The sequence below is a fragment of the Pseudobutyrivibrio sp. JW11 genome (genome assembly GCF_900115355.1).
GTDB classification, from domain to species: domain Bacteria; phylum Bacillota; class Clostridia; order Lachnospirales; family Lachnospiraceae; genus Pseudobutyrivibrio; species Pseudobutyrivibrio ruminis.
Genome location: NZ_FOWB01000021.1, coordinates 16,375 through 37,677, shown reverse-complemented (window position 1 = coordinate 37,677; position 21,303 = coordinate 16,375). Strand labels below are relative to the sequence as shown.

At 39.6% G+C, this 21,303-nt stretch carries 21 protein-coding genes, 1 tRNA gene and 1 rRNA gene; all 23 read right to left on the bottom strand.

Annotated features, from left to right (window positions below):
• A 16S ribosomal RNA gene (locus BM102_RS13345) occupies positions 1-186 on the bottom strand; the annotation flags it as partial.
• Positions 187-607: 421 nt separating this feature from the next.
• Positions 608-1,630 carry a threonine aldolase family protein gene (locus BM102_RS13340; protein ID WP_090482706.1) on the bottom strand — a complete coding sequence of 341 codons (1,023 nt, stop codon included), beginning with the start codon at positions 1,628-1,630 and terminating at the stop codon, positions 608-610.
• Between the two features lie 88 nt (positions 1,631-1,718).
• Positions 1,719-1,804 (bottom strand) — tRNA-Ser (locus tag BM102_RS13335).
• 137 nt (positions 1,805-1,941) lie between these two features.
• The gene (ispD, locus tag BM102_RS13330; RefSeq protein WP_044938538.1) at positions 1,942-2,631 is read right to left on the bottom strand and encodes a 2-C-methyl-D-erythritol 4-phosphate cytidylyltransferase; all 690 of its coding nucleotides are present in this window, start codon (positions 2,629-2,631) and stop codon (positions 1,942-1,944) included.
• A 2-nt stretch (positions 2,632-2,633) separates the two neighbouring features.
• On the bottom strand, positions 2,634-3,659 hold the full coding sequence (gene tsaD, locus BM102_RS13325) for a tRNA (adenosine(37)-N6)-threonylcarbamoyltransferase complex transferase subunit TsaD (protein WP_044938540.1): 1,026 nt from the start codon (positions 3,657-3,659) through the stop codon (positions 2,634-2,636).
• Entirely contained in the window at positions 3,649-4,233 is a 585-nt protein-coding gene (locus BM102_RS13320) for a DUF6715 family protein (RefSeq protein ID WP_044938542.1), read from the bottom strand. Before BM102_RS13320 ends, tsaD begins: the two co-directional genes overlap by 11 nt.
• A 1-nt stretch (position 4,234) precedes the next feature.
• Positions 4,235-5,146: a ribonuclease Z gene (locus tag BM102_RS13315; RefSeq protein ID WP_044938544.1), complete on the bottom strand. Its 912-nt coding sequence runs from the start codon at positions 5,144-5,146 to the stop codon at positions 4,235-4,237.
• 23 nt (positions 5,147-5,169) lie between these two features.
• Complete coding sequence (rimI, locus tag BM102_RS13310; protein WP_044938548.1) at positions 5,170-5,610, bottom strand: ribosomal protein S18-alanine N-acetyltransferase; 441 nt, start codon at positions 5,608-5,610, stop codon at positions 5,170-5,172.
• Positions 5,610-6,320, bottom strand: a complete 711-nt coding sequence (gene tsaB / locus BM102_RS13305) for a tRNA (adenosine(37)-N6)-threonylcarbamoyltransferase complex dimerization subunit type 1 TsaB (protein WP_044938550.1) — start codon at positions 6,318-6,320, stop codon at positions 5,610-5,612. The genes rimI and tsaB overlap by 1 nt, the downstream gene beginning before the upstream one ends.
• Before the next feature lies 1 nt (position 6,321).
• Positions 6,322-6,753: a tRNA (adenosine(37)-N6)-threonylcarbamoyltransferase complex ATPase subunit type 1 TsaE gene (gene tsaE / locus BM102_RS13300; protein ID WP_033153220.1), complete on the bottom strand. Its 432-nt coding sequence runs from the start codon at positions 6,751-6,753 to the stop codon at positions 6,322-6,324.
• Positions 6,750-7,256 (bottom strand): YcxB family protein, encoded by a 507-nt coding sequence (locus BM102_RS13295; RefSeq protein ID WP_090482702.1) that lies wholly within the window; start codon positions 7,254-7,256, stop codon positions 6,750-6,752. Before BM102_RS13295 ends, tsaE begins: the two co-directional genes overlap by 4 nt.
• Positions 7,257-7,516: 260 nt before the next feature.
• The gene (locus BM102_RS13290) at positions 7,517-9,673 is read right to left on the bottom strand and encodes a Tex family protein (RefSeq protein WP_090482699.1); all 2,157 of its coding nucleotides are present in this window, start codon (positions 9,671-9,673) and stop codon (positions 7,517-7,519) included.
• 18 nt (positions 9,674-9,691) lie between these two features.
• Entirely contained in the window at positions 9,692-10,756 is a 1,065-nt protein-coding gene (locus BM102_RS13285; protein ID WP_090482694.1) for an acyltransferase family protein, read from the bottom strand.
• A 102-nt stretch (positions 10,757-10,858) separates the two neighbouring features.
• Positions 10,859-11,224 (bottom strand): DUF1667 domain-containing protein, encoded by a 366-nt coding sequence (locus BM102_RS13280; protein WP_074791572.1) that lies wholly within the window; start codon positions 11,222-11,224, stop codon positions 10,859-10,861.
• A gap of 13 nt (positions 11,225-11,237) precedes the next feature.
• A complete protein-coding gene (locus tag BM102_RS13275) occupies positions 11,238-12,503 on the bottom strand; it encodes an NAD(P)/FAD-dependent oxidoreductase (RefSeq protein ID WP_090482690.1) in 1,266 nt (421 codons plus the stop codon).
• The gene (locus BM102_RS13270) at positions 12,503-13,954 is read right to left on the bottom strand and encodes an NAD(P)/FAD-dependent oxidoreductase (protein ID WP_090482687.1); all 1,452 of its coding nucleotides are present in this window, start codon (positions 13,952-13,954) and stop codon (positions 12,503-12,505) included. Before BM102_RS13270 ends, BM102_RS13275 begins: the two co-directional genes overlap by 1 nt.
• A gap of 126 nt (positions 13,955-14,080) precedes the next feature.
• Positions 14,081-15,580: a glycerol kinase GlpK gene (gene glpK, locus BM102_RS13265; RefSeq protein WP_044938571.1), complete on the bottom strand. Its 1,500-nt coding sequence runs from the start codon at positions 15,578-15,580 to the stop codon at positions 14,081-14,083.
• A 50-nt stretch (positions 15,581-15,630) separates the two neighbouring features.
• Positions 15,631-16,209: a glycerol-3-phosphate responsive antiterminator gene (locus tag BM102_RS13260; protein ID WP_044938573.1), complete on the bottom strand. Its 579-nt coding sequence runs from the start codon at positions 16,207-16,209 to the stop codon at positions 15,631-15,633.
• Between the two features lie 210 nt (positions 16,210-16,419).
• Positions 16,420-17,607 (bottom strand): ROK family transcriptional regulator, encoded by a 1,188-nt coding sequence (locus BM102_RS14440; protein WP_074791658.1) that lies wholly within the window; start codon positions 17,605-17,607, stop codon positions 16,420-16,422.
• A 23-nt stretch (positions 17,608-17,630) separates the two neighbouring features.
• Positions 17,631-18,971 carry a fucose isomerase gene (locus tag BM102_RS13250; RefSeq protein ID WP_090482684.1) on the bottom strand — a complete coding sequence of 447 codons (1,341 nt, stop codon included), beginning with the start codon at positions 18,969-18,971 and terminating at the stop codon, positions 17,631-17,633.
• Positions 18,971-19,639: a DUF4867 family protein gene (locus tag BM102_RS13245; RefSeq protein ID WP_090482681.1), complete on the bottom strand. Its 669-nt coding sequence runs from the start codon at positions 19,637-19,639 to the stop codon at positions 18,971-18,973. The genes BM102_RS13250 and BM102_RS13245 overlap by 1 nt, the downstream gene beginning before the upstream one ends.
• A 16-nt stretch (positions 19,640-19,655) precedes the next feature.
• Complete coding sequence (locus BM102_RS13240; RefSeq protein WP_090482678.1) at positions 19,656-20,513, bottom strand: NAD(P)-dependent oxidoreductase; 858 nt, start codon at positions 20,511-20,513, stop codon at positions 19,656-19,658.
• A 105-nt stretch (positions 20,514-20,618) separates the two neighbouring features.
• Entirely contained in the window at positions 20,619-21,302 is a 684-nt protein-coding gene (locus tag BM102_RS13235) for a transaldolase family protein (RefSeq protein ID WP_090482675.1), read from the bottom strand.
• Position 21,303 lies beyond the last annotated feature (1 nt).

Genomic DNA, 21,303 nt, shown 5'->3' with positions numbered 1-21,303 from the left:
ATTAGCAGTCGTTTCCAACTGTTGTCCCCCTGTACAAGGTAGGTTACCCACGCGTTACTCACCCGTCCGCCACTCAGTCAACAAATCGTCACCCCGAAGGGATCGTAATAAGTTGCTTCGTTCGACTTGCATGTGTTAAGCACGCCGCCAGCGTTCATCCTGAGCCAGGATCAAACTCTCATGTTAAAAAGTTTAATTCCGAATCAGTATAAAACTGACTTGTTTACTAATAAAGGTTTTTGTTTCGTCTTAGAAACTAAATGAATTTCAAGGATACATGTTTTAAAAACTTGTATTAATTCAAGGTTTGTTTCACTGTTCAGTTATCAATCTTCTCTTCGTTGTTGCCCTCAGCAGCAACTCGTTTATATTATCACGATGCTGTGTATTTGTCAACAACTTTTTTATTTATTTTTCTTGATTTTCTTTGAAAAATCAAGGGCTGTGACTCTTTCGAATCAGCTTGTAAATAGTATCATCTGCATTGATTTTTGTCAAGCACTTTTTACTATTTTTTATCGCTGTTTCAGCGAAGCTTTTCGCTCACGCGACAGCTTGTTTATAATATCAAACAGCCCTTTGGGTGTCAACAACTTTTTGCAAACTTTTACAAGATTTTTTTCAAAGCTTCAACATCCTCTTTTGTAGTGCCCCAACTAGTTGCAATTCTAATAACTGTATGCTCTTCATCATACTTTTCCCAGAAGTCATAAACCACATTTTCTTTAAGTTGTTCTAGCTTGGCATTATCCATAACAACAAAAATCTGGTTAGTAGGGTTTTCCATATATAATGTATATCCCTTAGCCTTCAAATCTTCTCTGATAGAATCAGCCCACTTAACACCATTTCTGCCCATAGACATATACAAATCATCAGTAAACAATTCAGCAAACTGAATGCCCAGTAATCTTCCTTTTGCAAGAAGGGCTCCATGCTGTTTGATCTGAGTAATCATATGTTTAGGAGTATTGTTCTTTGTAAATACTACCGCCTCACCAAAGAGAGCACCAACTTTAGTACCTCCAATGTAAAATACATCACAAAGCTTAGCTATATCCGCCATAGTTATATCATCAGCTGCTGCGAGTCCGTAGGCTAGACGTGCTCCATCTATGAAAAGAGGTATTTCATATTCATTACATATAGAATAAATTGCCTCTATCTCCTCCTTGGAATACAGTGTTCCATATTCAGTTGGATAAGATATATAAACCATACCCGGATTAACCATATGCTCACAGCTTCCATCTGCATAATGGTCTGCCAGCATTTGCTTTAATTCATCTGCGTGAATCTTTCCTGCATGCCCTGGTAAAGTTATTACCTTGTGTCCGCTATATTCGATTGCCCCCGCCTCATGAACAGCAACATGCCCTGTTGCGGCCGCTACTACTCCATCGAAGTTCTGTAGCATAGAATCAATAACTGTTTGATTCGTTTGTGTGCCACCAACCAAGAAATAAATATCAGCATCAGGACAATTAATGTACTCTCTTATTTTTGCTTTCGCAGAATCACAATATGGATCTTCTCCATAACCCGAAGTGGAAAGCATATTTGTTTCCTCAAGAGCTTTTAAAATGTTAGGATGACACCCCTGGGCATAATCACATTGAAAGTAAAGCATAACATTCCTCCTTTATACATCTAGCTAACACTAATATATAAATGAATACAATAAAAAAGGCAACCACTTTCGTGATTGCCTTATCCAGCGCAGAGGGTGGGATTCGAACCCACGCGCCCTTGCGGACAAACGGTTTTCAAGACCGCCTCGTTATGACCACTTCGATACCTCTGCATGCATCTCTCGAGCACGTTATGTATAATATCATCCTATAAGATGGATGTCAACAAAAAATCGTAAGTTTTTTTGAAAATCCTTGAATTCAGAAAATTGTGACAACACCGCATTTTATCGTACTTTTCTGTATGTTTTTAATGGCGGTTTCTAAGTATCGCTTCTCCGAAGGTTGCGTCCTCTGGAGTAGTGACTTTTATGTTCATATATGAGCCCTGAATCATGTGGACATCATGGTCAGTTGCCATCTCTACTATCATGGCATCATCTGTGATTGATGTGTCTGCATTAGGCATAATTTTATCGTATGCCCCTCTGATAAGATTGTATTCAAAACACTGTGGCGTCTGAACAGTCCATACAGTGCTTCTATCTGGTGTGTCTAATACTTTTCTGTGAGTGTCTGTAATCTTGATTGTATCTTTTGTAGGCATACCTACAACGCATGATTCATATAGAGCAACAGCCGACATACAGCGGTGGATTATATCCTCTGTAACAAAAGCTCTTGCACAATCATGTATCAAAACATAACCATCGTTAATTGCCTGGAGACCCGCATATACTGAGTCATATCGTTCCTCTCCTCCTTCAACAATAGCAATGCACTTATCTATATGATATCTTTCGATTATTTCTTTGCGGCACTTTTCAACGTCTCCTGGTGCCACCACAAGTACAATTTGAGTAACCTTGCTTTCCTGGAATGTACGAAGACAATGAGACATAAGCGGAGCCCCACCTATATTCATATACTGCTTAGGAACTTCCTGTTCCATTCTTTTACCACTACCTGCTGCAAGTACAATCGCTGTAAATTTATTCATTGTTATCTTTCTCCCAGTTTAAGATTTGGAATAGCATTCAAATCCCAGCTATCCCTTCTGCCCGCTAAATACTCATAGTATCCAGCAGCACCAATCATTGCCGCATTATCTGTACAAAGGATTGGTGATGGATGATAGAATTCTACACCCTTACTTTTGCACATTTCTTCCATAGCTGCTCTAAGAGTTTGATTAGATGCTACACCTCCAGCTATAGCGAACTTATCCATACCGAACTCATCGATAGCCATGGCGGCATGCTCGCATAAAGTATCTATAACTGTCTGTTGGAAGGATGCTGCAATATCCTTATCGTTTACTTCCTCGCCCTTCATTTGGGCACCATTTATATAGTTTAATACCTGTGACTTAAGTCCACTAAATGAAAAATCATACACTCCGTCAGATACCTTTGGACGTGTAAATGTAATTGCATGAGGATTTCCTTCATGGGCGGCCTTTTCGATTTTAGGACCACCTGGGTATCCTAGCCCGATAGCACGTGCCACCTTATCAAAAGCCTCTCCAGCCGCATCATCCCTGGTACGTCCAAGGATTTCGTATTTACCATAATCCTCTACTCGAACAAGATGAGTATGGCCACCAGACACTACTAAGCACAAAAATGGTGGCTTAAGCTCCTTATTTTCGATATAGTTGGCACTAATGTGGCCCTCGATATGATGAACGCCAATTAAAGGCTTGCCTGTAGCAAACGCTATTGCTTTTGCCTCTGCAACGCCAACAAGTAACGCACCAACTAAGCCCGGACCATATGTGACAGCAATTGCGTCCATATCTTCCAAGCCCATATCAGCTTCTTCTAATGCCTGCTCAATTACCTGATTAATTCTTTCTATGTGTTTGCGGGATGCAATCTCAGGAACTACCCCTCCGTAAAGTGTATGAAGTGGTATCTGAGTAGATATGATATTACTTCTAACATCTCTTCCGTTTACAACAACCGCAGCCGCTGTTTCATCGCAAGAGCTTTCTATTGCAAGAATTTTTATTTCTTTAGTATCCATTTATTTCGTCCTCTGTGGACAGCCTCCATGTAAGAATCTTCCAATTACCATTTGAATCTTTTCTCAGGCAGAAATCCTCGTATGTACGAGTATATGAACTTCCTTCACGTACAAAATAGTACGCTGAAACAAAAGCACACTCATAACCATTTATCTTTTTATACTGAACTTCACCCGACTCACTAACAGAGCTCGATACGATAACTCTTTGACGATTATGATAATCCTCTATTTCAAGATTTAACGATGCAACATAAGTGTCTTTAGGATTATATTGTAATAGTTCGTCATCCATAAGTTTTCTAGCCTGATCAGCCATCTGCTCAAGCTCATCCTGAGTAAAGTCTTCTGCATAGTAGGCTGTAATTATTCTATTGTACCATTTAACCACTGCACGAGGTGTAGCAGGGTAATTCTTATCAAAATCCTTTGAAATAATTGCCTGTACCTCTGACAGCTCAACACTATCATCTGCGGAAACAGAATCATTGCGGCGTGACAAATAAGCATAGTATCCCACTACAAGAGAAACCATACAGATTACCGCTATTCCTATTCGCAGTACCTTTTTCATCCTACTCCTCCGAAAAATCAAGTTCTATAAACTTGCCGTCTTCTCCCAATTGCGCCTGTGGAAATATATCACAGACAGCTTTCATATATCTTTTATGTCCGGTCATGGATGGGGAAAAATGTGTAAGCCAAAGCTCAGATACATGAGCATCCTTTGCGACCTTTGCTGCTTCATAGAATGTCATGTGTTTATTCTGACGAGCTTTTGCAAGCTTTTCTTCCTCTGCGTACATTCCCTCACAAATAAGCAAGTCCGAGCCCTCGGCTGCTTCTACAAGTGATTGTGTAGGCCTTGTGTCAGTACAATATGTGACCCTCAAGCCCTTTCTAGCCTCACCCATAACCATTTCAGGGGTGAATGTTTTTCCTTCGAATTCTACTGTTTGCCCCTTTTGTAATGGGTTCCACAGCTGAACCGGCAAGCCTAATGCTTTTGCGCCTTCTACGTCAAATCTGCCTTTTCTAGGTATATCTATCGTATATCCATAGCATAGCACATTATGATTAACTTTGAACGCGTGAATGTGATAACCCATTATCTCGAAACGTTCATCAGGCTCTGTAATTTCATGAAAATGTATTTCAAATGGAAGCTCAGGTGCGATAACCCTAAGTGAATTAACCACCCTTTCAAGCCCCTTTGGACCAACAATTGTAATAGGCTCAGTCCTATCAGAATTGCCCATGGATAACAAAAATCCAGGCAAACCACTGACATGATCTGCATGATAGTGAGTAAGACAGATAATTGAAATAGGATTTGGTGAAAAGCCTGCCTCCCTGAGAGCTACCTGTGTTCCCTCACCGCAATCTATAAGTAACCCCTCGCCGTTAAATCTCATAAGACAAGAAGTTAACCATCTATTAGGAAGCGGCATCATGCCAGCCGTCCCCAACAAACAAACATCTAACATTTATAAATCCTCTATAACCCTTATTACAAGCTCTTTGACATACAAATAGCATCTTCTATTGGGTTTGAATAAAAGTATTTGCGCTTTCCAATTTCTTCAAAATCAAAGCGTTGGTAAAGATTTCGTGCAGGTGTATTTGAAACACGAACCTCTAAGAAAATTGTTTCAACATTTCTTTTCCTAGCTTCTGATATGGTGTATTCCAACAATCCTTTTCCAAGGCCTTTTCCCTGATGCTTTGTATCTATTACTATGTCTGGGAGTTCAGCCTCTGGCGCTGTTATGTATAAAACAGAAAAGCCACAGATTACATCATTCTCTGTGACAACCATAATCAATGAATAATCAGAATCAAACGCCTCCTGAAAAGATTTCATAGACCATGGTGTAGGCATAACCGCCTCTTCTATTTGAAAAATAGCCTGCAAATCTGCTGATGTTGCATGTCTATATTCAAAGGCCATTAAGCTTTCCCTTCCTTTTCCATGCGTTCTCTCTCTGCCTGTGACAATCTGAGATAATCAGGTCTGTGATCGGCCGCTGGCTCGCATTCACCATTTTGATAGTATATCTGGCCTAAAGTTGCAACTGATGCTGCATGCTGTCTGTTCAGATGGGCAGGTGCAAATCTGAATGGAACCTTTATGAGATTTGGTATTTCCTCCTTAAATACAGGAACTCCATCTCCTATAAATGTAACCGGCATCTGTAATTCGTTTATCTTTTCTGCTATTACATGGAAATCTACTGCACACTGACTGTGAAGTGTATTGAACTGTCCATCCTGATCAAAAGAGTAAAGGCCTGTGTATACCTGGCCTCTTCTAGCATCCATGATTGGACAAATAACTCCTGACTGACCCCAAAGATTGAAAGCCAAAGCATCAACTGTAGGCACGGAAACTATTGGGCATCCCAAAGCCAAGCCTAATCCCTTTGCAGTTGCTGATGCAATTCGAAGACCGGTAAAAGATCCTGGTCCTGCTGCCACTGCAATGGCATCGATAGTGTTTAAATCTAACTCAATCATCTTGCCAAGCTCATCAAGCATTGGAAGAAGAGTCTGAGAATGAGTCTTTTTGTACCCCGTAGTGTACTCACCAATTAAATTATCATCCTCTACAACGGCAACTGAAGCAACAAGCCCAGAACCGTCAATTCCTAATATCTTCATACTATATTTGCTCTATCGTAATTTTGCGATAGTCGAATCCTTTTTCTAAATTTTTCTCTATTGTGACCTGGGTGTAATGCTCAGGTAAAATGTCGGTGATAAGATTAGCCCACTCAATGAGAGAGACGCCATCTCCATAGATGTAATCCTCGTATCCGATTTCATCCATTTCTTCGATATCGCCTATACGATATACGTCAAAATGATAAAACGGCAAGCGTCCTGTGTCGTAGACCTGAACAATAGTGAATGTAGGACTACAGATTGCTTCGTCTATTTCAAGACCATCTGCAAAGCCCTGGGTGAAGACCGTCTTACCAACGCCCAAATCACCGATTAAGGTGAATACCTGACCAGGACTAGCTTCGCTAGCAAGCTTACGTCCAAGCTTTTCTGTTTCTTCTGGTGAATTTGTTTCTATTACTTCAATCATTTTATTTGAATCTTATAATCCTCTACGTGAGTTTTGATGTATGCAACAACATCTTCATATTGGTTTGCTATATCTTCCTTTGGGATGATATAAGCATTGATCCTATTGCTATAAATAAGGAGATAATCCTTCCAAGTGGCTATCTTGTAAATATATTCCCATGGAAGCTCCGAATCCTCATCTGCTACTGGCGAGCTGACAACTATGCCTGTGTCAGTAAAACGGTATGTAAGAGGATGCATAAATACTTCCTGGCCCATCTGTGCCTTAGCTCTCATTTTGAGAGTCATTGGAATGTATAGTAAAAAAACTATTGCCACAAGCGGATATGCCACTCTGTATATTGGTGATAAAACTGAAAAACGCAGTATCCAAACTGCAACTAAAAGCACAAAAAGAACAATTGAAAAAATCCCCTGTGTGCTGGTGTATGCGTGATGGATATTGTAGCGATATAAATCCTCTTCTTTGATTTTTACGCTAAATGTAATTTCCTGTCCCATAATCCCAAAATCTCCCTATTTTTTGATATTTTACCATACTTTTGCGCAAAAAAATAGAGCAAGCCGAAACCCCTAACGACTCGCTCTAACCCATTTCTCCTAAAAAGCAAACTGACTGTTACTTTCTCTAACTAAAGTAGAGTATAGGAGTATTAGTTATAATTGTCAATATAATATAGCTTCTATTGATACATTTTGTACAATTACTACAATTTGGCATAATCATTTATGTATATGATTACCCCTTGCAAAACGATTTGTTACTTATCTTTCTTTCCAAGCTTCATTGTAAGACTGATTCTGCCCTTCTTTTCATCCACTGAAAGCACTTCGACATCAACAATATCGCCTACAGATACAACTTCCAAAGGATGCTTGATATATTTATCTGTCATCTGAGAAATATGAACAAGGCCATCCTGATGCACTCCGATATCAATAAATGCACCAAAATCAATTACGTTTCGAACTGTACCTTTAAGCTGCATTCCTGGCTTTAGGTCTTTCATCTCCAGGACATCACTCTTGAGGATTGGTTTTGGCATATCTTCACGAGGATCACGTCCTGGCTTTTCAATCTCCTTGATGATATCCTCCAAAGTCATCTCTCCAATGCCAAGTTCTGTGGATAACTCTTTGATATTATTAATGCTCTTGTGAATATCTTTAAGAGTGCCTGCTGCAATATCCTTTGTATCGAAACCAAGCTTTTCAAGAAGAGCCTTTGCTGCATCATAGCTTTCTGGATGAACTGCTGTAGCATCAAGAGGATTCTTTCCTCCAATAATACGCATGAAACCTGCGCATTGTTCAAATGCTTTTGGTCCAAGCTTTGGAACCTTTTTAAGCTCTGCTCTGGAATTGAATCTACCATTTTCTTCACGATATACAACAATGTTCTTTGCAAGTGTTTTGTTGATACCTGATACATACTCCAGCAATGATGCTGAGGCTGTATTTAAATCTACACCAACTGCGTTAACGCAAGTCTCTACAACGCCTGCAAGTGTCTCATCAAGCTTCTTCTGATTCATATCGTGCTGATACTGACCTACACCTACTGATTTAGGGTCGATTTTTACAAGCTCTGCCAATGGGTCCTGAAGACGACGAGCCATAGATGTTGCAGAACGCTGTCCAACATCAAAGTTAGGGAACTCCTCTGTTGCAAGCTTACTTGCAGAATAAACTGATGCACCAGCTTCATTTACAATGATGTACTCAACCTTTTCTGGAATCTCTTTAAGCATATCTACTATTATTTGCTCTGATTCACGGCTAGCAGTACCATTTCCAAGAGAAATAAGTGAAACATTGTATTTTTTGATAAGTGCTTTTATTACTTTCTTTGTCTCTTCTACTTTGTTCTGAGGGGCTGTAGGATATACAACTGTTGTATCCAAAACCTTTCCTGTTGCATCGACTACAGCAATTTTACAACCAGTTCTAAACGCAGGGTCCCAACCAAGAACATTGCGACCTGCAATTGGCGGCTGCATAAGAAGCTGTGTAAGGTTCTTGCCGAATACCTTGATAGCCCCATCTTCTGCAACTTCTGTAAGGTTATTTCTGATTTCATTTTCTATAGAAGGCGCAATAAGTCTTGTGTATGCATCTTCTATAGTTGCTTTCAAAGCTTCATTCGTATTTACGTTATCTTTGCTGATTACCTTCTTTGAAAGGTAATTAATTATATCTTCTACAGGAGCCTCGATAGAGACCTTGAGAATCTTTTCTTTTTCACCACGGTTTAAAGCAAGAATACGGTGACCTGGAAGCTTTGCAATTGCTTCATCATAATCATAATAGTTTTCGTATACCGATTCTGCTTCAGCATCCTTCGCCTTAGAGATAATTCGACCGTTTTTGAAGGTCTTCTCTCTAATCCATGTACGATAATCCGCATCATCTGAAATGCTTTCTGCAATAATGTCACAAGCTCCAGCTATTGCATCTTCTACAGTCTCAACACCCTTTTCCTCATTGAGGAAAGCCTTAGCTTCTTCCTCAAGAGATTTGTTTGTCATCTGAAGAATGATGATATTAGCAAGTGGCTCTAATCCTTTTTCTTTTGCGATAGTAGCTCTTGTACGGCGCTTTGGTCTGTATGGTCTATACAAATCATCAACAGCAACCTGTGTTGTTGCTTCAAGAATAGCTTTCTTTAACTCTTCTGTAAGAAGTCCCTGCTCTTCAATCGATGCTAAACAAGTGGCTTTCTTTTCTTCCAAATTACGTAAATACGTTAATCTTTCTGAAAGTGTACGAAGCTGTTCGTCATTAAGACCTCCTGTAGCTTCCTTACGATATCGAGAAATAAAAGGGACTGTATTTCCTTCGTCCAATAATTTAATTGCTGCATCTACCTGAGCTGGTCTAACCTGAAGCTCTGATGCTATCTGTTTAGTAATGTCCATGTTGTAACTCCTGTTTTATTATTTTGCCTTCTTTGGAAATAGAAAAGCGTTTACCTTTGCTGAAAGTTTTATTACAAGCTCTGCTCCGCCCCAACTTAAAAGAAGCATCATAATAAAGGCAACAAACAAATCCTTGCTTGTATATCCTTGAACATCTCTTGTTGAGAAGAACAGTCCAATCAATGCATGATGTACCAAAATAACACACCAGCTAATTTTTGAAATATAAGCAACTGCTGCATACATTCTACCATCTTCCTTGAGAGTGACATCGCGAAGGCCAATAATCATAGCAACTGACCATATCGCAAATGCGATTTCTCCCGCTTCAGCTGAAAGCATGAATACCGCAGACTCAGGCGCAAAGCCCTGCACTAAATAGTGTCCCCAAATGAGAACCGTTATGACAAGGCAAACCCACTTAGTCCATGTAGGGATTTGCTTGGTTCCTATTGTTTCATGCATAAGCATTCCAATGTAGAAATAAGCCAAAACAAAAAGAGGGTTCATCAATACATTTATTTGGAATGGATTATAAACAAAAAGCATTACATTGCTAATAATCAAAAGAACTGCAAGGGTGATGAATTTTGCTTTTTTGAGAAGCCATGCCAGCAGTGGATACACAGCATAACAAATAACAATACAAGACATGAACCACTCACCAATAAGGTAGAAGTTGGCCTCAACCTGGAACATCATTCCATCAATACCTAATATTGTATAAATGAATTTCCATGGCTGTACAAATGACGCTGTGATTCCATTATTCACAAAGAAATACAGGCATGTCATCAGTGTGTATGCTACATAAAAAGGAATGTATAATCCCTTAAAGCGTTTAAGATAATACTGTTTAAGAGAAATGGTATCCTCCTTGTTGTACATAAGGGCATAGCCCGAAATTATAAACAAGAAAAGACTGGCTGGTCTGGCCATAACATTAAAGAAATAGTTAATGCCAGGCATTAAAGAATCAGTACCATTTCCTCTATAAATATAGTCCACTGTAAAGTGATAGCAAAAAATAAAGATTACTCCAATGACTCTAAGAATATCAAGTCCTATGATTCGCTTTTTCATAAAACACTCCTTACTTAAATTATCTAGTTTAGTATATGCAATCTAGATATAAAAAAGCAAGTGGATAAACCACTTGCTTTCTCTTTATAAGCATGAGCCGGATTATACTGCCTCAACATTTCTAGTTGCCACAACATCCACGCCTGTGCCACATACATTTTTAACTACTACATCTCCAATGTGAACAGGAGCCTTCATAACGGCTGCATCAATTTCCTTCATTACATCGTCGATTTTATCCTTTGGAATATTACTAGCTGTTTTAACTGAAACTCTTGGCTTATCTCCTCCAAGAATAACAGCTGTAGATGTAACTGTTCTCTCAGGATGTGTCACTTCGTTTCTTGCATATTTATCACCGATGCCGCAAGTGTTGCCTGTCACTGAGACAACCTCACCTTCATTCAATTCTACTGTAATCTGGCATCCCATTGGGCAGCCAATACATGTTAACTCTCTCTTTTCCATTTTCTGCCCCTCCTTACTCTGCTTCTATCTTAACTGTAATTTTCTTTAAACCTGGCTTTTCTTCTAGCTTAGATTTAAGCAAGATAACCTGTTCCATCTCTCCAGGAGCCATAATACGTTTTTTATTATGCATTACTCGCTCGTCATCAAAGTATACGCTTACATATGAATCCTTATATACAGCGCCCACTCTGAATCTTACAGTAAGTTTATCATCCATTCTTCCAAGGTCGATTGTTGAAGGAACAGTATAGCGAGCACCTTCTGTAGCCACGATTTCAATTTCTTCTCCACCGTTATCAGCAAGCTCACCCTTGATGAATTTAGCTGCATTCTGTCCTGCTCTATCAGCTTCTTCTGAAACATAGTCAACAAGATCATGAACGTGAAGCACGTTACCGCAAGCAAATACACCTGGTATGTTAGTCTCAAGTGACTCATTTACGATAGGGCCACTTGTAATTGGACTCATCTCCACTCCTGCATTTCTTGAAAGCTCGTTTTCTGGAATAAGACCGCATGAAAGAAGAAGAGTATCGCATGTATATCTTTCTTCTGTACCAGGAATTGGCTTTCCATGATTATCTACCTGTGCAATTGTAACTGCTTCAAGATGTTCTTTGCCTTCAATATCTACTACTGTATGACTAAGCTTAAGAGGAATGCCAAAGTCATCAAGACACTGAACGATATTTCTCTTTAATCCACCTGAGTAAGGCATAAGCTCTGCAACCACCTTAACCTTTGCACCTTCAAGTGTCATACGGCGAGCCATGATAAGTCCAATATCACCAGAGCCCAAAATAACTACCTCACGTCCTGGCATATATCCTTCAATATTTACAAGACGCTGAGCTGTACCTGCAGAGAATATTCCAGCTGGTCTGTAACCTGGAATATTTAAAGCTCCTCTAGGACGCTCACGGCATCCCATTGCAAGAATAACTGCACCAGCTTTAATCTGATACATTCCATCTTCTCTGCTCATAGCTGTAACTACTCTATCTTCAGAGATATCCATTACCATAGTGTTCAGCTTATATTCGATTTTTGCATCAAGTACCTTTTCGATGAATCTGTATGCATACTCTGGGCCTGTAAGCTCCTCTTTAAATGTGTGGAGACCAAAACCATTGTGGATACACTGATTCAGAATACCTCCTAATTCCTTATCTCTTTCAAGAATAAGAATTTTATCTACACCTGCGTTTCTAGCAGCTACTGCTGCTGCAAGTCCTGCTGGGCCTCCGCCAACGATAACAATATCATAATTAAGCATTACTGGTTGCCTCCCTTCTGGTTCTTTGTACGATGTGTAACAATCTTTGATTGTCCACCACTCTTTGTAATCTCCTCATAAGGAAGACCTAACTCTCTATGGATAATTTCCATAACCTTTGGTGAGCAGAAGCCTGCCTGGCATCTTCCCATTCCTGCTCTTGTTCTACGCTTTACACCATCAAGTGTGCGAGCACCAAGAGGTCTGTGAATTGCATCTAAAATCTCGCCCTCTGAAATAGATTCGCAACGGCAGATGATATTTCCGTATGCAGGATTCTTCTTGATTAACTCATTTCTTTCTTCAAGGGAAAGATTTTCAGGATTTAAAATATCCTTGCGAGTTCCAATCCAATTTTCTTTCTCAGTAAGATTCATTGCCTCTTTAAGAAGATTTGCTACCATCTCTCCAATTGCTGGACTAGCTGAAAGACCAGGAGACTCAATTCCTGCACAATCAACAAATCCCTTTGCATCTTCTACTTCGCCAATGATAAATTCATGTCCATCTTCATGGGCTCTAAGACCTGCGAAGGAAGTAATAACTTTTCTCATAGGAAGATTCTTTACATGGTCGTTGGCCTTTGCAATAAGGTCTCCGATTCCTTCTCCTGTTGTATTTACTCCTTCTTTGTTTTCAATATCAATTGCTGTTGGTCCAACTAACAAATTGCCATGTACTGTTGGTGTAACAAGAACGCCCTTACCAAGGTCTGTTGGCTGAGGGAAAATTGTATGTGTTACATGAGTTCCTGCTTCTTTATCAAGCAAGCAGTAATCACCTCTTCTTGGTGTGATATGTATTTTATTTGCACTAACCATGTTGTGGAACTTATCAGCATATACACCAGCTGCATTTACAACATACTTTGCAATGTACTCGCCATTGTTTGTACGAAGATGCCACATTCCATCTTCACCTTTTTTGATATCTTCAACTTCAGTGTTAAATCTGAATTCTACGCCATTAACATTTGCATTTTCTGCCATAGCAATATTGAGCTTAAATGGGCAAACGATTCCACCTGTTGGAGCATATAAAGCGCCTTCAACGTTGTCTGAAAGATTTGGTTCCATTTCAAGTGCTTCTTCTCTGGTTAAAATTCTAAGACCCTTTACACCATTTTTTACACCTCTATCGTAAAGGTCCTGAAGTCCTGGTAATGCCTCCTTGTGAATGCAAACTACCATAGAACCATTTCTCTTAAATGGAACATCCAAATCCTTGCAGATTTCGTCCATCATCTCATTGCCTCGAACATTTAACTTGGCCATCAATGATCCCTCTGCTGCGTCAAATCCAGCATGAACAATAGCTGAATTTGCTTTTGTTGTCCCCTCACAAACATCACTGCATTTGTCCAAGACACATACATTTGCATTGTATCTTGATAACTCTCTTGCAATAGAGCTTCCTGAAACGCCAGCTCCTATGATTACTACATCATACATATTATCTACTCCTTCTTTCTAATCCTTCACTAAGATTTGTCATATAAAAAAGAGTTGGCAAAGAGACGCATCATAAATGCGTTTCTATACCAACTCCAATCTCACGGTATCATATTATTTAATTAATCAGTCTTTAGCCCAACCTCTTGTGGCTGCAACTGCCTTTGCCCATCCCTTAAGAGCTTCCTTACGCTTTTCGTCTGTCATCTCTGGCTTGAACTCGCGGCAGATGCCCCAGTTCTTGATGACGTCTTCTTTGCTGTCCCAATAGCCAACAGCAAGACCAGCTAAGTAAGCAGCTCCCATAGCTGTTGTTTCAACACAGCAAGGACGAACTACGTTTGTATTTATTATATCAGACTGGAACTGCATCAGGAAGTTGTTGTTTGATGCACCACCGTCAACCTTTAATGAGTTGAGGTGCTTTCCTGAATCAAGCTCCATAGCGTGTAAAACATCGTATGTTTGATATGCAAGTGATTCAAGTGTAGCTCTGATGATATGGTATTTGTTAACACCACGTGTAAGGCCTGTGATTGCACCTCTTGCATATGGATCCCAGTATGGAGCTCCAAGACCTGTGAAGGCTGGAACTACATAACATCCGTTAGTATCATTTACTCTAGTTGCAAAGTATTCTGAATCAGGTGATGAATCTACAATCTTAAGCTCATCACGAAGCCACTGAATAGCAGCGCCTGCAACATATACTGAACCCTCAAGAGCATAAGTAATTTTGCCATCAAGACCCCAGGCAATTGTTGTAAGCAAATCATTCTTTGAGAAGATTGGCTTATCACCTGTGTTCATTAACATAAAGCAACCTGTGCCGTATGTGTTTTTGGCATCTCCCTCATTGAAGCATGTCTGTCCAAACAATGCAGCCTGCTGGTCGCCTGCAGCACCGGCAATTCGGATTGGACCACCAAAGAATTCTGGATCAGTCTCTCCGTAAATGCAACTTGAAGGCTTTACCTCTGGAAGCATGCTCATTGGAATATCAAGTATCTGGCAAAGCTCCTCATCCCACTCAAGAGTGTTGATGTTGAACAAAAGTGTTCGTGAAGCATTTGAATAATCCGTAACATGAACCTTGCCTTTGGTAAGCTTGTATATCAACCAGGAATCCACTGTTCCAAAGCAAAGCTCGCCTCTTTCAGCTCTTTCACGTGCTCCATCTACGTTATCAAGAATCCATCTTAATTTAGTTCCTGAGAAATATGGATCAAACTTTAATCCTGTTTTTGACTGGAACTTTTCAACGATTCCTGGAATTTTGCCTTTCATTTGCTCTGCAAAATCCGATGTTCTACGGCACTGCCAAACTATCGCATGATATATTGGCTGGCCTGTAGCTCTATCCCAAACAATAACTGTTTCTCTTTGATTTGTAATACCGATTGCAGCAATATCATCTGCTGTTGCACCGATGCTTCTGACTGCTTCACGAGCTACTGAAAGCTGTGTCTGCCAGATTTCGTTTGCATCATGCTCTACCCAACCAGGCTGTGGAAAGAACTGTGTGAATTCTTTATTGACCGCTGCACACATCTCTCCTTTTTCATTAAACAGAATACATCTGTTGCTTGTTGTTCCGGCATCTAATGCCATTACATATTTACCCATTATTACTCCACTACTCCTTCTATCATTTGGTAGAAATACCTGGTACTGCGCTATAGCTCCCAGACTGCTTCATTTGTAGAAGATACTGCAAGCACCCCATTATTAAGCGCATTCATAACATCTTCTCTATCTGAAATAAGTCCTCCAGCAATAACTGGAACCTTGCTAATACTGTTTATCTTTTTGATAATCTTTGGCTGAACTATTCCAGGGAGAATCTCGATGACATCTGGCTGAGCTATTCCGTGGCGGTCCTGCTTTTCGATATTAACAAGAGCCATACTATCTATCACAAAATATCTAAGCACTGTGTACATTCCAAGCTGATTTGCTCGTTCTATCAAGCTTCCTTTAGTGGTGATAATTCCGTCTGCTTTGACGGTATTCTTGATGTAGTCTACTGCAACATCCTTACCACTTCCAAGGCCTGCTATTAAATCCATGTGCACCATAGCCACCTTGCCGGCTGACTTAATTTTCTCAACGATGTCAGAGATGTTGCAAATATCCCCATACAGAATGAAGATTATTTCGCACTCTGTCTTTAAGGCTTTTTCAAGGCCTTTATCATCTTTGACTGCTGCAATAACTGGATTGTTCTCTAGCTTTTCGATAAACTCTCTGTTCATAGTTTATTCTCCTAATCGTACTGTCTTTATTTAGACATAAAAAAAGAATATGCCTAAATAGACAAGGAGAAAATCCTTATCACAGCCACATTCTCTTCTCTCACGGGCACATATTATCTTGTAAGTTAATAATACACTTAGATTTGGGAAATATCAATATATTTTTGCTGAATTCCCAAGCCTAAGTGTAAATAATTGACAAATTTGTAATTAGAAAAATAATTCTTCCAAAACTACAGCTAATCCTTCTGTATGATTGATTCCTTCTGATAATTCTGATTTTACGAAGAAATCATCGGTTATTCTATCATCAAACTGTTTGTAGGCTTCGATGAAGCTATCATATACGCCCGGTATATCGAACATATAACCAATGAGAACCACTCTGTTTGGATCGATAAGACTTATGGCGTTTCTAACATTATGTGCAAGACGATTCACCTTTTCTTTTATTATTGCTTTTAATGAGGCATCATCTATACTAATCCACTCCTGGATATTCTTACTACCAACTATATTGCCTGCTTCAACCCATTTTTTAAGGCTAGGCATTTTGTCAATTGACGCTAATACATCATCAACTATGGCATTTGTAGATACATATGCCTCTAAGCAGCCTTTTCTTCCACAGTTGCACATCCTGTTTTCACCAGATGTCATATGTCCTATTTCTGCCGCCATATCATTAGCGCCTCTATAAATATGTTGTCCTGATACTATGGCTGCTCCAACACCTGGCCCCCACTTCAGTAGCAGCATTTCACTTTCTGATTTACCTCTACCAAAATAGATTTCACTTTGTGCATAAGCTTTAAGGTTGTTTTCAACAATAACTTTTAAACCAAGCTCACCAGAAATGATATCAGCAATTCGAACCTCTCTAGTCCAAATATTGTAAGTATTAAGAGAGATCCCCCTAGCTCGATCCACTTTACCAGGAACAGTGACTGACGCTCCTAATATAGTCCCCATCTCGATGTCATTTTCCTTGAGAATTCGTTTGCATTTTGATGTGATTTTTTGAAGAAAATCCTCAGGCTCTATATCTTTATCTGTGAATAAAGAATAATGGCATTTAACCGTTCCACCCAGGTTTGTGACAGAAATAAAAGTTTCGTCTGATTCTATGGCTATGCACAGAACATTTTTATATGCATGGTTAATATCCACAAGAATTTTCTTGCGGCCTGCACGCTTTTCCTCTTCTGCTTCTCCCAGTTCAACAATAACGCCTTCTTCTAAAAGCTCAGTGGTTATCAAAGTAACAGAGGCGGCTGTTAAACCAACCGCCTCAGATATGTCTTTTCTTGACATTGCTCCATTGTTATTGAGTAATCGGAGAATTGAAGATCGGTTACTAATTTTTACGTTTCCTAAATTGATTCCCTGATATTTCATGCCCATTATTTTACACCATTTGCTCAGAAGCGCACAACTTCTATATCTAGCATATTTCCCAGTTTTTCCAACTCATCCGCTATGTTTTTATAGATTACAACATAGTGTGGCTCCCAGCCATGCTTAATAGTTTCCTTTACTATCTTTTCAGCAGACTCATTTGTCTTTACTACAATAGACGCACCATTAAATTGCTTTGGCTTATCCATAACCTCTCCGTCTGCAATAAAGAAGCGGAACTTCCCCTCTGCCGTACGACCTACTCTGAAAATTGTTGCTTCGTCAGAAGACTTGCATCCAAAGTCCATAACAGGACCAATTTTTCTATTTGGATGAACGCCTACAGTTGCACCTGTGTCGCATCTTGCCAAATTACAAGCTGCCATTCCACAATGCCAGAATGTTATTGAGCTTTCCTCTTCATCCATGGATACTGGATCTCCAAAGAATGTGGATTCTCCAGTAAATGCAGTTCCAATGAACATTGAAAGAGCGCCATATACATCAGCCTCACAGCTTGCAGGGATGTTGATTGCATTGAGCAAAGACAGCACCATACATACCGGTGTGCCAAATTCTGTAAAGAAATCTGGCCAGCATCTGCTGGATATTGCACCAATGTGATTATCTTCTATGTATGTTTTGTATGCTTTATAAAGACGTGCAAAGTCTTTGATATTCTGCTCAGGCATATTTGAAAGACCAACTACCTGACGTTTAGCATCTTCAAGATATTCCTTGCATTCTTCGTCTGTATATTTCATTGCTTTGTTAATAAGTTCTCTTGCCTCAATTGCCTCAAGAGTAACCCCAAACCTGCTCATAAGCTCAGAATCAAGAGCTCTACCAAAACCAAACCCCTGAGGAGTATGCCCAATGGCAGACATTTTTAAGCCTGTAAGCTCCACTTTTACTTTTGCTGCAGCAATTGTTGCTGCCAGGGCTTTCTTAACCTTTTCCTCTGAAGGTGCGCCAAATACATGCTCAAACTTTCCTTCACCCCTAAATGCACAAATAGCATTTGCTGCAGAGTATGCTCCCGTAAGCGAATTGCTTCTCAAACGTGTTCCATCAATCACAGGCTCACGAAGAGTCCAAAGAAGAATTGGACAATCAAAGTGTCTAAGTATTTCACTTGCATATGCTGCATTGGCAAAAGTTATATTCTGCAATATTACAAGATTTGGATTTTTGTCTTTGATAAACTCAGCAACAGCATCTACTGTTAGAAGAATATCATCTGGAACAACGATATCCTCATCAATTGACTTTAACAGTTCAATTGAATTATTAAACTGATCATGCGCTGTCATCATTTCATATGTGCCGACACCAATTGGTACGTAAATAGCTTGAAATTTCATCAGTACTTTAACTCCTTGTTTTCTCCTATTAGTCCTGGAAATGCTCCCTGTTTAATAAGCGGTTCACGCTCTGGATGAGCGATTACCCATTTATTCTTCTGAAGAAGCAGTTTGTTTTCTCCCTCACGATTTTCAGGTTTTGATTCTAGAGGTGTATTTGTCCCCTGGGGTAAAATAACTATTCCCTTGAAGCCTTCATCGTAAACTCTGCAAGGTGATAGATGCAGTGTAGTTTGAAACATTTCTATTGCTGTGCCTTTGGGTACAAAAAAGACTTTTGCATCTTCTACTTTGTAAGTACCATCTTTAGCAATCAGCCATGTATGACCAAGTACTAACATAAAATCTGTAACAGCCACATTTATCTCGCTTCCTTTGTGATATTCAAAGCCATTATATGTGGTATTTCTTCCATTGCAATAACCTACCTGAATTGGCATGCCCCCATAGATTTCATCTCTTATCGCATTTACGATATTAGCTCTTTCCATTTCAGGTACTGATGCAACATATATATTTCCGTTCTCCGGAATATCTGTATCCTTTTCCATATACGCAATTAGTTCATTGAAATCATAACCTGTTACAACATTTCCATAGGTTTTGAACTCATCATCAAATACAGAAAGGATTTTTACATCATTCACTTCATTTAGATGTGATAACATAATTCCCCCAATTTATTTATTGTTCTCTTACAACCTTAATTGTTGCTCGGAAATCTTCCTTACCCATGCCCTTATCAAGAGCTGTTTGATATACTCGACGTGCATTCTCTTCGCCTGGCATATTTACCTTGCACTCTTTCGCAAGATTGCAGCAAATGTTTACATCTTTTGCCATGTTTTCAATGGAGAATGCTGTTGTATAATCCTCTGCATCAAGCTTAGATGCCTGTCCATCCAAGTAGAAGTTTTGACCGCCACCATATGAAATAGCCTGAGCAAAAGTAGGAATTGATATTCCGTTTGCCTTTGCAAGAGTAATGGTCTCGTTTACACCATTCTGAATCTGTGAAACAAGGGCATTGTGGCAAATCTTCATTACAAGACCTTTACCGTTATCACCCATTCTGATTACGTTTTCGCCCATGTATTTAAGAATTGGAAGAGCCCTTTCAAAATCTTCTTCACTACCACCTACATAGATTCCAAGTGTACCTGCAATAGCTGCAGGTTTACTCTTTACAACTGGAGCATCAATAAAGTGTGCTCCTGTCTTTTTTACCATTTCAGAAATCTCTACTGAAACGCTAGGATCAATTGTGCTCATATCGATACAGAACTTGCTGCTATCAAGATTTTCTAAAATTCCTTCATAGACCGCACGTGAGTGTTCACTCTTTGGAACCATAGAAATAATAACGTCGCATGCTTTTGCAAGTTCATTGGAATTTTCGCATGGCTTTGCCCCCTTTGACGCAAGCAAGTCAACCTTCTCTTTTACAAAATCAAATGCATAAACATCATCGTCATGCTTCTTTACAATATTCTCACACATTGACTCGCCCATAATGCCGAGTCCTATAAAACCAATCTTCATATCCTCTCCATTCCGTCCTTCCACCTAGACTACGACTGCTGTTACGTAATGCAGGGTCTGCTTCGCAGCTTCCTGCTAGACAACGAAATAACTTCGCTTTGCTCGTTATTTAGTTGTCATGTCCCAAGCCTCACAGAAGGTGCCAAGGCCCTGGGTTGTGTATGCATGCTTCATGCAATCCTGATATACTGCAAGGCCTGTAGTTACGATGTCAGCTCCTGCGACTGCGCAATCTGCAATTTGCTTTGGTGTACGGATAGCTGCGCAAATGATTTCTGTTTTACCGTAGTAACCATAGTTCTTGTAAATATCTACCATATCTTTGATATATTGCTTGCAATCTTCTCCGTTTGCTTCCTTCCATCCGATGAATGGTGAAACAAAAAGTGAACCATTCTTTGCTGGAAGTATTGCCTGTGCTGGTGAAAATACAAGAGTTACATTTGTGCGAATTCCCTCTTTTTCAAGAATGCGAGCTGCTGCAATACCAGCTTCTATTGCTGGAATTTTGATTACAAAGTTTGGACTAATCTTTGCAACTTCGCGAGCCATCTTGAGCATCTCTTCTGTGTCTGTAAGATGTGGATTAATTTCTACTGATACTGGGAATTTATCAACTCCTTCTAATCCCTCTTCTTTAATCCAATTAGCAATATCTGTGATTGCTGTCATAAATGGCTTACCACTTAACATAATGTGGCGTGGATTTGTTGTTACTCCATCAATGCCAAATGTGTTGTACGCATACTTTATTTCATCGAGTTTCGCACTGTCTAAAAAAAATTTCATT